Source organism: Candidatus Methylacidithermus pantelleriae (assembly GCF_905250085.1).
GTDB lineage: Bacteria > Verrucomicrobiota > Verrucomicrobiia > Methylacidiphilales > Methylacidiphilaceae > Methylacidithermus > Methylacidithermus pantelleriae.
In genome coordinates, this window is record NZ_CAJNOB010000015.1 from 23,078 (window position 1) to 35,751 (window position 12,674).

Annotated in this window: 13 protein-coding genes and 1 other RNA gene; 10 read left to right on the top strand and 4 right to left on the bottom strand. The window is 54.9% G+C overall.

Annotation, left to right across the window (positions count from 1 at the left end):
- Positions 1-59 precede the first annotated feature (59 nt).
- Both KK925_RS05325 and KK925_RS05330 read right to left on the bottom strand, forming a co-directional pair.
- On the bottom strand, positions 60-1,238 hold the full coding sequence (locus KK925_RS05325) for a glycosyltransferase family 4 protein (RefSeq protein ID WP_174583203.1): 1,179 nt from the start codon (positions 1,236-1,238) through the stop codon (positions 60-62).
- On the bottom strand, positions 1,231-2,187 hold the full coding sequence (locus KK925_RS05330; protein WP_174583204.1) for a glycosyltransferase family 2 protein: 957 nt from the start codon (positions 2,185-2,187) through the stop codon (positions 1,231-1,233). Before KK925_RS05330 ends, KK925_RS05325 begins: the two co-directional genes overlap by 8 nt.
- Before the next feature lie 225 nt (positions 2,188-2,412).
- On the opposite strand from KK925_RS05330, the gene KK925_RS05335 reads away from it, so the two are divergent.
- The 6 genes from KK925_RS05335 to KK925_RS11360 all read left to right on the top strand — a co-directional run bounded on the left by KK925_RS05335 (position 2,413) and on the right by KK925_RS11360 (position 8,399).
- A complete protein-coding gene (locus KK925_RS05335; protein ID WP_174583205.1) occupies positions 2,413-3,192 on the top strand; it encodes a glycosyltransferase family 2 protein in 780 nt (259 codons plus the stop codon).
- Positions 3,193-3,333: 141 nt separating this feature from the next.
- Positions 3,334-3,408, top strand: coding sequence for a pyrroloquinoline quinone precursor peptide PqqA (pqqA, locus tag KK925_RS11435; RefSeq protein ID WP_407929043.1), 75 nt, complete (start codon positions 3,334-3,336; stop codon positions 3,406-3,408).
- Positions 3,409-3,508: 100 nt separating this feature from the next.
- Positions 3,509-4,384 carry a pyrroloquinoline quinone biosynthesis protein PqqB gene (pqqB, locus tag KK925_RS05345; protein ID WP_174583207.1) on the top strand — a complete coding sequence of 292 codons (876 nt, stop codon included), beginning with the start codon at positions 3,509-3,511 and terminating at the stop codon, positions 4,382-4,384.
- A 160-nt stretch (positions 4,385-4,544) separates the two neighbouring features.
- The gene (gene pqqD / locus KK925_RS05350; protein ID WP_174583208.1) at positions 4,545-4,856 is read left to right on the top strand and encodes a pyrroloquinoline quinone biosynthesis peptide chaperone PqqD; all 312 of its coding nucleotides are present in this window, start codon (positions 4,545-4,547) and stop codon (positions 4,854-4,856) included.
- Complete coding sequence (pqqE, locus tag KK925_RS05355) at positions 4,853-6,046, top strand: pyrroloquinoline quinone biosynthesis protein PqqE (RefSeq protein ID WP_174583209.1); 1,194 nt, start codon at positions 4,853-4,855, stop codon at positions 6,044-6,046. The genes pqqD and pqqE overlap by 4 nt, the downstream gene beginning before the upstream one ends.
- Positions 6,047-6,203: 157 nt before the next feature.
- The gene (locus KK925_RS11360; RefSeq protein WP_174583210.1) at positions 6,204-8,399 is read left to right on the top strand and encodes a serine hydroxymethyltransferase; all 2,196 of its coding nucleotides are present in this window, start codon (positions 6,204-6,206) and stop codon (positions 8,397-8,399) included.
- Here the strand turns inward: KK925_RS11360 and KK925_RS05365 are convergent.
- Together KK925_RS05365 and KK925_RS05370 are read right to left on the bottom strand one after the other, a co-directional pair.
- Complete coding sequence (locus KK925_RS05365; protein ID WP_174583211.1) at positions 8,370-9,182, bottom strand: gamma-glutamyl-gamma-aminobutyrate hydrolase family protein; 813 nt, start codon at positions 9,180-9,182, stop codon at positions 8,370-8,372. The genes KK925_RS11360 and KK925_RS05365 overlap by 30 nt on opposite strands.
- 58 nt (positions 9,183-9,240) lie before the next feature.
- A complete protein-coding gene (locus tag KK925_RS05370; RefSeq protein WP_174583212.1) occupies positions 9,241-9,462 on the bottom strand; it encodes a hypothetical protein in 222 nt (73 codons plus the stop codon).
- A 59-nt stretch (positions 9,463-9,521) separates the two neighbouring features.
- Here KK925_RS05370 and ffs point away from each other — a divergent pair.
- The 4 genes from ffs (at position 9,522) to recR (ending at position 12,480) form a co-directional block, all read left to right on the top strand.
- An RNA gene (gene ffs / locus KK925_RS05375) (signal recognition particle sRNA small type) lies at positions 9,522-9,616 on the top strand.
- A gap of 9 nt (positions 9,617-9,625) precedes the next feature.
- Positions 9,626-11,524 carry a DNA polymerase III subunit gamma/tau gene (gene dnaX / locus KK925_RS05380; protein WP_174583213.1) on the top strand — a complete coding sequence of 633 codons (1,899 nt, stop codon included), beginning with the start codon at positions 9,626-9,628 and terminating at the stop codon, positions 11,522-11,524.
- Between the two features lie 13 nt (positions 11,525-11,537).
- Positions 11,538-11,852 carry a YbaB/EbfC family nucleoid-associated protein gene (locus tag KK925_RS05385; RefSeq protein ID WP_174583214.1) on the top strand — a complete coding sequence of 105 codons (315 nt, stop codon included), beginning with the start codon at positions 11,538-11,540 and terminating at the stop codon, positions 11,850-11,852.
- 19 nt (positions 11,853-11,871) lie between these two features.
- Entirely contained in the window at positions 11,872-12,480 is a 609-nt protein-coding gene (recR, locus tag KK925_RS05390) for a recombination mediator RecR (protein WP_236027862.1), read from the top strand.
- Positions 12,481-12,674: the final 194 nt, after the last annotated feature.

Sequence of the window (12,674 nt, forward strand, 5' to 3'; positions counted from 1 at the left end):
AGCTTTTTCAGACTCCCCCGGCCTGAGCCCTGGCCTTCTTACTCCGATCGTTGCACAAGTCACGAACGACGCAAACCAACCCGGAAAAGCTCGGCGTAAAGATCGGCCATTTCACCAGCAAACTTTTCGTAGGAAAACGCACTGGCTACCCGCCTATGGAGCCGGATTTTCTCTTCCCAGGCTAGCCTTCCTTTCTGCATCGTTTCAGCCATGGCTTGTGCCAGGTCCTCGACCGAGTCCGGATCCACAAGTCGCCCGCATTGTCCAATCTCAAATGCCTCCGGAATGCCATCCAGCCGGCCGGCAATTACCGGAATTCCACAGGCAAAAGCCTGGACAATGACTAGCCCAAAAGCCTCCGTTCCTCCCCCAGGATGCACCAGGCAGTCAGCTGCCCGATAGACCTCCTCAATTCGTTCTTCATAGGGCCAGAGAATGATTTGGCCTTTCAACCCCCATTGTGCGACCCTGTCCCTGAGGATGGATTCCAAGGAACCCCTGCCCACCAGGGCACAACGCCAGCGCGCTTGAGGGAAAGAGGCCCTGAGCCGCCGAGTCGCTTCCAACAAAAGGAGTTGCCCCTTGCCCCTAGGGCGATCGCAGTTGCCCACCAGTACAAAAAGAAATTCCTCAGGGCCTATCCCCCAGCGTTTTCGGAAGGAAGAACCCTCTCCAGGGGAAAAGCGTTGCGGATCGATACCCCCAAGAATTACCCGAATTTTTTGGGCGTCTCCCCGCATGCCAGGCCGAAAACGCCTCTCTGGCTCGGGTGAGGCCAACTCCATCCTTCCTTCCCGCAAGACTTGGCCCGTGAACCGGGACACGGCTACAAAGGCATCGACCAAACTCAAAAGCCACAAACGGCTTGCGAAAGAACCAGGACTTTTGGCGAGGTGACGGGAAAGGACAATTTTGGGCCTGGGTAAAAGACTGTGCGCGGCAACGACCACCGGCCAGTAATCCCGGCCGTGATGAGCGTGAAGGATACAGCGAGCGCCTGTGCTGGAAGCAAGTCTGCGAAGCTGCCCAATAAGCCCTCCCTTGGTCCGTGCGGCAGGCTTACGGGGTATCCCCCAGCGCTCCGCTTCTTCCCAAAGCCAGGACGCCGGTGGAGCAACCAGCTCGACGGAATAGCCCAGTTGTCGAAGGCCACGACTCAAAAGGAGAGACTGGTCATCGGTTCCACCCCCCTTTCCTATCGAGTTGACCATCACGATGGCAATATCTCGGTTAGTCACGAGGAAGGCCCTCCGTGGGGGGACAACCGCGCACATGCCACCCCAAAATCCCCCAGCGGACCCGAGCTCTCCTTCGCCACTTGGGGATCCTACCAAGGGAGCCCAGGACAAAAAGCGTGTCCCCTACGCACTCCAGAAACAGACGCACCGGGAGGATCGCAAACACCATTCCCCGTTCCCAGGCAGGGGCATGCAAACGGAAATACCGATACCGCGAGCGCCAGTACTCAATCCGAGCCGGCAACTCCCACTGCTTGGCCGTAGCACCCTGGCGGTGCCTTACCGCCACCTCCGGTAGGTGGTAGACTGCATAGCCGGCATCCCAAGCTCTCCGGCAGAAATCTGTTTCCTCCAGAAAGAAAAAGAAACCTTCATCAAATCCGCCCAGTTTTTCCCATACCTCCCGGCGCACAAGAAAAAAGGCCCCAATGATTGAGTCGACCGGTAGTGGTTGCGTCGGCCTCCGTTCCTTGCCTCGATAGAAGCTGGGAAAGAGCCGGCGTACAAGAGATCTTCCCAAAAGCTCCGTAAGGAAATTCGGAAAGGGAGCAATCGAATTCTGAGGCCTCCCATCCTCGTGGTAGAGCTGGGCGCCCACCACCCCACAGGACGGTAGCTTTTCCATCCAAGCAAGGGCACAAGAAATACTCCCGGGTAAGAGGTAGACATCGGAGTTAAGGAAAAGAAGATAGCGTCCTGTCGTACGACGCGCCCCCTCATTGGCCGCCTTGGCAAACCCAGCATTCCGGGTAAAGCGAATGGTTTGAACCTGGGGGAAGCGTTTCTCTACGATCTCAAGGGTACCGTCGGCAGAACCGTTATCAACCACGACCACTTCAACCGCCGTCTCCTTTGACTCGGCATACAGGGACTCAAGCGCCTGGCAAGTCAACCAACAGGTGTCCCGGGTCACCAGGACAACGGAAAGAGTGGGTTGTACGGTCTCCATCCCCCAGTCCCCTGGGTTATCCCACAATCCTTTTGGGGGATACCAATTTTGCTCCTTTCCCTTAGCAAATCGCCGGTTTTTCTCGCAAGGGAAACTTTGCGTCCTTCCGGCTGGGGGTGCGTTTCGAGTACCCCTTCCTGGGACACATTAGTCCTTTGCGACCTGGACCTTCTTTGGAGAATTTGCCTATGAAGCTACCCCTTGGATAAGGTACCTACGCGTACCATGGAACCGCTCCCTATTTCTGTCACAATGATCGCTTGTAACGAGGCTCACAATCTTCCCCGTAGCCTCGGAAGTGTTGCAGGTTGGGTCCGGGAGATCATCGTGGTCATTAATGATTGCACCGACCTAACAGCCGAAGTGGCTCTTTCATTGGGAGCCCGAGTGGAAGAGCGACCCTGGACGTGTCGCAGGGATCAGAAAAATGTGGCTTTGAGTCTAGCCACCCAACCCTGGATTCTCGCATTGGACGCCGACGAGGAGGTGTCTGCAGAGCTTCGGAAGGACATTTTTCTTTTTTTTCAAGAGGACCACCTGCATTGGGACGGAGCGGAATTTCCCCGAAGAACGTGGTTCCTTAACCGATGGATTCTTCATGGAGACTGGTACCCAGATTATAGCCTGCGGCTTTTTCGCAAGGACCGTGGCACCTGGGGAGGAAGCTCCGAGCATGATCGAGTGCTTCTGGACGGCCGGATCAAGCGCCTTCGAGGTGACCTTCTCCACTACTCTTTTCCGACCGTGACCGCTAATCTATCGAAAATCGTTACCTTTGCGGAAGCCTTCGGAAGGGAAAAGCTTCAGGAGGGTAAACAGTGGTCGTTGGCCGAAACTCTTTTTCGAACATTTTGGAGATTTTTTCGCTCGTACATCCTCCGGCTCGGATTTCTGGATGGCTATCCGGGTTTTTACATTGCCTGGATGACAGCCGTAGCCACGCTAGTGCGGTATTCCAAGCTCTATGAGCTCCAACGAGCTCGAGCCCCTGAGAAAACCGAATGAGGATGAACAAAACCCAACGAGCTGGAAGAACCCCAGGAGTGAAGAGGGCAGACACAGGTGAGAAGGCAAAAAAAACTTGCACCCAAAACGTTCTCCAAGTATGAAAAGAGTAGCAAGCAAACCTTTCGAAAGGAGGCGAGTATGGCTTGGGAGAGACCCGACTTTGAGGAAGTGAACCTCTCGATGGAAGTGACCACGTACGTTTTTGTAGCCTAACGGCAACACGCGGAACGGTCGGTCGCCGGTTATGCCTTTTTAGAAAAAAGGGCGCGCCCGGCGGGCGTGCCCTTGTTTTCTTCACGTTTCAGATCCTTCCATGGAGCTCATCGTCCTTGGTTCAGCTGCCGGGGGAGGAGTTCCGCAGTGGAACTGCGCGTGTAGCAATTGCCGCCAGGCTCGACTGGATCGGCAGGCGCAGCGCACCCAGAGTTCCGTGGCTGTTTCCGCCGACCGTAGCCAATGGGTGCTTTGCAATGCCTCCCCAGATGTGCGCGTCCAGCTAGCTCTTGCGGAGGAACTAAGCCCGCAGGAAGGCGGGCTCCGGGGGACTCCCATCCGGGCGGTCGCCCTTACGGACGCACAGATTGATCATACGGTAGGGCTTTTGAGCTTGAGGGAAGGCTCCCGACTAGAAGTCATTTGCACACCGGAAGTGGAAAGACTTCTTCGAGAAGACTTTCCCATCTTTCCAACGTTGGAAAAGTATCTTTCGCTTACGATCTGGCACTACCCTGTGACGATCGGCAATCTTTCCATTGAGGCTCTGGATCTTGAGGGTTCCCCTCCTCCCTATGCAGCAGGCAAGGCAACTTGCGGACAAGTTGTTGCACTTTCCCTTTTCTCCCCCGAGGGCAAACAAGTGGTCTATGCGCCTGCCCTACCGAAGATCTCACCCGCTTTTGTTTCTTTTGTCTCCGGCGCACACTGCCTTCTGGTAGATGGTACGTTTTGGTCCGAAAACGAGCTTCCTTCCCTAGGGGTTCATACACGGACCGCCCGGGAAATGGGTCATCTGCCCATAGCCGGGCCCGAAGGGAGTCTTCGTTGGCTCGCCAAGCTCGAGGTGCCGAAGAAGATATACGTGCACATCAATAACACCAATCCCATTCTGGATCCTCTTTCCAAAGAACGGGCCCATGTGGAAAGCCAGGGTCTAACCATTGCTTCCGATGGGATGAAGATACGCGTGTAACGGTAACGGTCTTTTAGCTCACAAGGAAAAAACCTCTCTCCTCCTTTAGTTCCGCCGTTACAATCGGTTGGCGCTTGCCGTTTTCCTTCGGGAATCGTCCCGGTAGTGGAGAAACGACCCAAAAAGCACTAGATTGTATGAGAAAAGCTAAGAGAACCAGATGAACCCAGAGGTAGCAGGAATTGTGCCAAAACTTTCTCCGAAAGTTCGCTTGCGATGGGACAACGTGCGGAATCGACCCATGCTCCTTTATCCTGAGGGTGTTCTCCTATTAAACCTGACCGGCTATCGCATCCTCCAGCTCTGTAACGGACAGCGTGCTCTGGCAGATATCCTGGCGGAACTCCAAAAGGAGTTCCCTCCTAGCGACACCATGAAACGCGATGTGCTGGAATTTTTGGAGCGTTTACGCCAGAAACGCTTTATCCTTTGGGAAGAGGGTGAACAGGCCGAAAAAGCGGAGTCCCCATGAACCAAACCTCGAGCAATGGCTTTGGACCCCCATCGGGGAAGGTTGAGCCTCCGCTTTCGCTTCTGTGCGAACTTACATACCGGTGTCCCCTCCAATGTCCCTACTGTAGCAACCCGGTTGGTTTTGCGCGTACAGGCGCTGAGCTTTCCACCGAAGAATGGAAGCATACCCTTTCACAAGCGGCCCAACTCGGAGTGGTTCAGGCCCACTTTTCCGGAGGGGAACCCTTGGTCCGCCACGACCTAGTCGAGCTGGTGGAACACGCTCACCAACAGGGGCTTTACATCAACCTTAGCACCGGAGGAACCCTTCTTACCCGATCCCTTGTGGCGTCTTTGAAGCAGGCTGGTTTGGATAGCATCCAACTTTCCCTTCAAGGGGCCGATCCCACCCTTTCCGATGAGATGAGCGGTTCCAAGGGTTCTTTTTCGAAAAAGATCGAAGTTGCTCACTGGATCCACGAAGTGGGTCTTCCTCTTACGCTCAATGTTGTTTTGCACCGGAGAAATATCGACCAGCTCGAAGCCATCCTTGTTCTTGCGGAACAACTGCACGCAGAACGACTCGAGCTAGCCAACACCCAGTATTATGGTTGGGCGCTTCTGAACCGGGCGTCTCTTCTTCCAACACGCCTTCAATTGGAACGCGCCCATGCCACCCTAGCAAGAACGCGGGAACGGCTTCGGGACAAAATGGAGATCCTGTGGGTTCTCCCTGACTACTACGAGACCTATCCCAAACCTTGTCTTGGAGGATGGGCACAAAGATTTCTTACGGTGACCCCCGACGGTTTAGCCTTACCCTGCCAGGTAGCGCGACAATTGCCTATGCTGGTCTTTCCCAACGTCAAAGAAAAGACCCTAGAGGAAATCTGGTTCCATTCCGAAGCTTTCCAAAAGTTTCGCGGCGTCGAATGGATGCCCGAGCCTTGTCGGAGCTGCCCAAGACGCTTCATCGATTTTGGCGGGTGCCGGTGCCAGGCGTATTTATTGACCGGAGATCCCGCACGAACTGACCCGGTATGCATGTATTCGCCCGATCACTGGTTGATTGAAAAAGCCGTGGAGGAAGCGCAAGAAAATGGTGAAAAAACGTTGACCTATCGGACCAGGGGGGCATCGCGGCGGTTAACGGCCAACCAGCCGGTCGGGGTAGCTGGCGGGGTTTGGGAAAAACTGGGAAGCGGGTAGCGATCGATTCTTTTCGCCTGCACCAGCGAGGTTTGGGAGGGAAAATTTCTTTGGGTTCATCTGTGACCAAAGCTATCGTAGAAAACGCTTTTGCTTCACCGTTCGAATCGAGCCTTGCTCCAAAAGGGGAAGAAAAGGAAGTAACAAGAAGTCTCTAATGAAGTACGTTCTTTTTGTCTGTACAGGGAACATTTGCCGAAGCCCCATGGCGCTTGGGCTTTTTCGGGATCTGGTTAAGGGACGCACCGACATCGAAGCCGATTCTGCTGGAATTGGAGCCGTGAGCGGGTTGCCGGCCAGTCCACATGCCATCACGGTTATGGAAGAGATCGGGATTGATATTTCCGATATCCGGAGCAAACCCATTACGGCCGAGCTGGTCCGGCGGGCTGACTATATCTTTTGCATGAGTTATAGCCAGCTTGACTCCCTCCTGCTTTTGTTCCCGTCCGCTGCCGAAAAGACCTATCTTCTCCGGGAATTTGAAGAAGATGTCCCGTTAATCGCCCGCGAGATTCCTGATCCTATTGGGGGGTCACTTGAGGTCTACCGGTTTTGCCGTGATCAGATTGCCAAGGCGCTGCCGAAAGTGGTGGACTTCGTTTTGAGCTCGGAAACAGGCGCGAAGCAGCCAGCTCCTGCGGGAGCCAAGCGGGTTGCCCTAGCCTCGGACCATACCGGAATTGCGCTCAAAGAAGTGGTGCGTGATTGGCTCAAGCAAGAGGGGTATGTTGCACATGATCTCGGCCCCTTTTGCCCGGAACCGGTCGACTATCCGGACTATGCGGGAAAGGTGGGCCGGAATATCCGGGATGGGGAAGCGCAGTGGGGGATTATGATTGGAGAGAATCCCTTCGCTATCGCAGTGGCTGCGAACAAGATTTTGGGCGTGCGTGCGGTAGCGGTGGAAGATCCTCAGCAAGCGGAAATGTGTCGACGGGAATTCAATGCCAATCTGCTTTGCTTGCCCTCCCAATTACGGCCTTCCAGTAACCTCGACTCCATCCTCCGCCGATGGTTTGCCACACCCTTTTCCCAAGGACCTTACAAACGGCAGGTCCAAAAAATCGAAGCTCTGGCCAAACTTTCCCATAAGGTTGTTGGTTCGAGCGAGTGGCCACCTTCTCTGGCGGAGGTCGATCAAGAGATCGCGGCCTGTATCGAGCGGGAGGCCCGAAGACAGAGCGAGAACCTGGAACTCATTGCCTCTGAAAACTTTGCCAGTCGCGCGGTGCAGGAAGCCCAGGGATCGTGTCTTACGAATAAGTACGCCGAGGGCTACCCCGGGCGACGGTGGTATGGGGGATGTCAGAATGTCGATGAGATCGAGGTCTTAGCCATAGAACGCGCCAAAAAGCTCTTTGGTGCGGAATATGTGAACGTCCAGCCGCACTCCGGTTCCCAGGCCAACATGGCCGTCTACTTTGCCGTTCTGCAACCTGGCGACACCATTGTCGCCATGGATCTTAGCCATGGTGGCCATCTAACCCACGGGCATCGAATGAATTTTTCCGGCCGCTTTTTTCAAGTGGTCTCCTATGGAGTCCGACGGGAGGACGAACGGTTAGATTATGAGGAGATCGAAAAGCTTGCTTTTACCCATCGGCCGAAACTGATTATGGCGGGGGCTTCCGCCTACCCAAGAATCCTTGACTTTGCACGTTTGAGCCAAATTGCCCAAGCTGTGGGCGCTTACCTTTTTGTCGACATGGCTCATATCGCTGGGTTGGTCGCTGCCGGTCTGCACCCCTCGCCTCTTCCCTATGCGGATTTTGTGACCACAACGACGCACAAAACGCTCCGTGGACCCAGAGGGGGTGTGATCTTCGCTAAGGCCAAGTACGCCAAGATCCTCGATGCGCAGGTATTCCCTGGTATTCAGGGGGGGCCCCTTCCTCATGTTATCGCTGCCAAAGCGGTTGCTTTTTACGAAGCGCTGCAGCCAAGCTTCAAAGCCTACCAGGAACAAGTAGTCCGAAACGCCAAGGCGCTGGCCGAGGGCCTGCGCAAGCATGGATACCGCCTCGTGTCGGGGGGAACCGATACCCACCTCCTTTTAGTTGACCTGAGAGCCCAAGGGATTACGGGGAGACAAGCCCAGGACCTTCTGGACCGGGCCGGGATCACGGTTAACAAAAACGCGATCCCCTTCGACACTCTTCCCCCAGCGCAGGCTGGAGGAATCCGGCTCGGAACCCCTGCAGTGACCACGAGGGGAATGAAAGAGGAGGAGATGTTTCAAATCGCCGATTGGATCCATGAGGTCTTCCAATCCCAAGACCAACCCCAAAAGCTGGAAGCCATCCGAAAGGAAGTGTGGGATCTAACGGCTCGCTTCCCTCTTCCATTTTAAGGTTATTCCTTGCGATCGGGCATAGGTTTGGGCAGCCTGAGCAAAGGCTCCTAATAAGGCTTTTGAGGCCGGCGATTGCTCCCAGTCTCTTTCTGGGTGCCACTGCACTCCAAAAAGAAACCAGTCCTCCCGCTGACCCTCCAGAGCTTCCACAACCTGGTCCTCGCTGGCAAAAGCACTTACCCGCAACCCCTGTCCGAGAGCAGAGGGATCGACCGCCTGGTGATGACTGGAGTTCACTACCCAAGACGAGAAACGTCCTTCTCCAGTAAGGAGCTTCCAGAGCCGGGTCCCCGGTTCCACATCCATCCGGTGGGTTCCCTCCGAATGGCCCTCGACATGAGAATGCAACTTTCCACCAAGGCACACGTTTAAGGATTGAAGCCCATAACAAACCCCCAATAGAGGAAGCTCCTTGTCCCAAGCCCATTCAATGAGCCAAGAATCGACCCTTTCTCTCACAAAATCGGGTGACCGGATTTTCTCGGCAGAGGCTCCGGCGCTATACAGCTCTGGATCCCAGTGCCAGTCGGCTGGGCTCCCCGGGAGGATGAGACCATAGACGCGAGGGCCTGAGAAGCGAGGGAAGGGGATCCTATCGGGCGCAAGCCAAATCGGGGTAAGCGAAAAAACCCGAAGAACCTCCTCCCAAATGCTCTGAGAACGCGCATTATACTCACTACACGTCGAGTGGGGAATGGGAATCCCAATAGGAAGTGATTGGCCCGGACTCTTTTCCTTTTGCCCGTGACGACTGGGGAAATGCTCTTCCGTTGGGTGCATCGAACTGTCCAGGGAAAAATACCCAAGACTCTGACGGACGAAAAACTAGCTTCAGTCCCTAGCTTGGCCTTCCGCTATCCCTGGTAATCTTGTGCCATTGGTTACTCCAGGAAAATTGCGCAATGCGACCACCCCAAAAGAAAGTTCCGGCCGCCAGGCAACACCCAGATCTTCTCCCCTGGCTCACGCCGAGAATGTAGTCTTGTTTCCAGAGGATCCTCTTGGGTAAACGGGAACGACCTCCTAGCGCAAGAGTCCGTCGGGCGACAGTCTTTTCCAAGGGTTTTCTTTTTGCTGGCCAGTTGCTCCGGTGCCCTTCTCGGTACATAATGACCAATAAGCCGGAGGTGGCAAAGCGCAGAGCCGGGTAACCCCGCCAGGCCTGAAAGGGAGCAACGGTAACCGGACTCGCGTTGTTGCTGCCTTCGGCGTTTTGTGACTCTATGGCCTATCAAGTCTTTGCCCGCAAGTATCGACCTCAAACGTTTGAGGAAATTGTGGGTCAGGAAACGATTGTTCGCACGCTGACCAATAGTATTCGCATGGGTAGGATTGCCCAGGCCTACCTTTTTGTGGGCCCCAGGGGAACCGGGAAAACGTCGACGGCTCGCATTCTAGCCAAGGCACTCAATTGTTCTGGCGGCCCGCGTGTGGACTTTGATCCCAACGAGGAAGTCTGCCGAGAGATCGCCGAAGGACGGTCCTTAGACGTGCTGGAAATCGACGGGGCTTCGAACAACGGGGTCGAACAGGTTCGGGAGCTGCGCGAAAATGTACGGTTTGCCCCAGCTAAGGGTCGTTTCAAGATCTACGTCATTGACGAAGTCCACATGCTCACGCAGGCAGCGTTTAACGCGCTACTCAAGACGCTGGAAGAGCCCCCAGAGCATGTTCGCTTCATCTTTGCGACCACCGAAGGACATAAGATTCCTTCAACGGTCCTGTCTCGATGCCAGCGGTTTGATTTCCGTAAAATCCCGGTCCCTCTAGTGGCAGGGCATTTGACAACCATCGCTGGGCACGAAGGAATCATCCTTCACCCATCGGCAGCCGTGGCCATTGCAACGCTAGCGGATGGTTCCCTTCGAGATGCCGAGGTGGCTCTGGACCAGCTGGCGAGCTTTTTTGGGAACGAAATTACCGAAAAAGCGGTCTGGGAGCTCTTTGGGCTTCCTCCTGCGGAAGTTCTGGAAGGACTCGCTGAAGCCCTGATCCAAGGCCATGTGGAAGAAGCTTTGAAGTTGGGACGAAAGCTTCTCGATGCTGGTAAGGATCCGGTCCAGCTCATCCACTCGCTTGTATCGCTTTTCCGAAACCTGGCCATTGCTGTGCTAGCGCCCGGAGAAGCTCTACGAGAGAGTTGCGATGGAGTGGAACGCGAGGCAATCCAGCGGTTGGCTCAGCAGCTTTCTCGTACTTCCGTATTGAGTTATTTGGATGAACTGATGACCTGGATGGACCGGCTACGGTACGCGCTCCGGCGAGATATTCTCTTTGAAGTGGCTCTTATTGAATTGGCTTATCTTAAGGAAAAAGTGTCACTCGAAACGCTCTTGCAAGATCTCGCGGGTCTGCCCCTCCCCAAGGAACCATCGAGCATCCCCAAGGAGCCTCTGCCAAAAAGCGAGAGCTCTTTTGCCCAAGATAGTTTAAAACCAACGGAGACTAGCTTATCTTCCGCACGCGTCCAAAGCGGCTCTAGCCCTGGACCGTTGCACGGAAGTACCCGAGAAGCGCCAGACCAAGCTAGGGTCGAGCCAACCCTCCCACAAACCGAAAGCAAGCCTTCGAGAAGCCCGGCCAGCGTCGAGCTAACGGCTTATTCCCCATCTGAGAGCCTATCCAACCGGCTGTCCCCCCATGAAGTATGGACAGCGGCAGTCGAGCATCTACTTTCGATCGATCCCCAGAAGGGTGCGCTTTTGAGAGAAAGGACTCGGGGGGCTTACCTACGATCCGAAGTTTTTGACGTCGAAATCCTTCCGGAAAGGCAAGCTCGAGGGAAATCGGCGGGCTCTTTCATGGAAGTAAAGAAGGTGATTGACGAAGTGGCCTCCATCCTCCAGGAAAAAATCCAAGCCCTTTGCGGAAGCCCAAAACGGATCGAATGTCTTTTTCCTCGCAACTCGGAAAAGAATCCAGAGACCCAACCCAAGCGTACGGCCTCTCGGGAAGCAAGCCGAGTGCTCTTGAATGAAGAAGAATTTCGGAACGACCCCGCCATTGAAAAAGCCTTGGAGCTATTCCAGGCACGCATTGTTGCAGTAAAAGAATTGGCTCCAGAGATGGAGGAAAAGACAACCGGCTCGAAAGAGAAACCCGCTCCCGACCAATCCACCTAAGGAGACCCGTGTCATGAATTTTGCAAAAATGCTCAAGCAAGCCCAAGCAATGCAGGAAGCTGCCCAGCGCATCCAAGCTGAGCTGGCCAGCCGTGAGTTTGAAGGTCAAAGCGGCGGCGGGGCCGTACGCGCAATTGCCCGGGGAGACTTTACGCTCGTAAGCCTCAGCATTGATCCAGACTTTTTTGGGCAAGCCGACCGGGAGCTTTTGGAAGACCTGATTGTAACTGCGGTCCGAGAAGCGATGGAAAAGGCAAAGAATGAAACGCACCAGGCACTGTCCAAGCTTGCAGGAGGAAACATTCCCCCAGGTCTTCTAGGCGGCTAAAGCCCGAAAAACATAACGCATGGGAAGGATGAAGACGTATCCCGACAAGGCAGAAGCCCTTTTGGCTGCGTTACGAAAGTTACCCAGCATTGGCCCTCGAAGCGCGGAGCGAATCCTGCTTTTTCTTCTCGATCAGGATCGCGCTCCCGCACAAACCCTGGCTGTGGCGCTGGAAGAGGCTCTGCGCCACGTAGGGTTCTGTGAAAGGTGTGGATTTTTCTCTGAGGGACCCCTTTGCACAATCTGCCAAGACGCTATGAGAGACCGTTCCCTCTTGTGCGTGGTCGCCCGGCGTCAGGATGTCCTTCGACTTGAACAATCTGGAAGATTTAAGGGTCTTTACCATGTCTTGGGCCAGCGCCTTTCACCGCTACAAGGGATTGGCCCCCAGGAACTGCCCGTAGGGCCTTTGCTTGCCCGGCTTCAAAAAGAGCGTCCCGCCGAGGTAATCCTGGCCTTGGGAAGTGATGCCGAAGGACATACAACGGCCCTTTACCTTGCTCCACTCATCAAAAAGCAAGGAATCCGGACAAGTCTCCTTGCTGTCGGACTACCCGCAGGCACAGGACTCGAATACGCAGATAGTGTTACCCTGGGCTATGCTTTCTCCGGACGCCAGGAAATCTAGCGTCTTTTGCCAGAGCCCTTTCAAAAGCCACTTGTGGGCCTTCCTACTTCTTGCCGTCCTTCCAAGGAGTCCTTTCAAGCAAGTACCCTCGGTTGCGGCTTGGCCCCAGTCAATTGCAAAACCCTAAAACAAAGCTTCTTGATCATCTCGGTCCGAGGCACCCTCGATCAGTCCGGATTATAGTCAAATGTGGT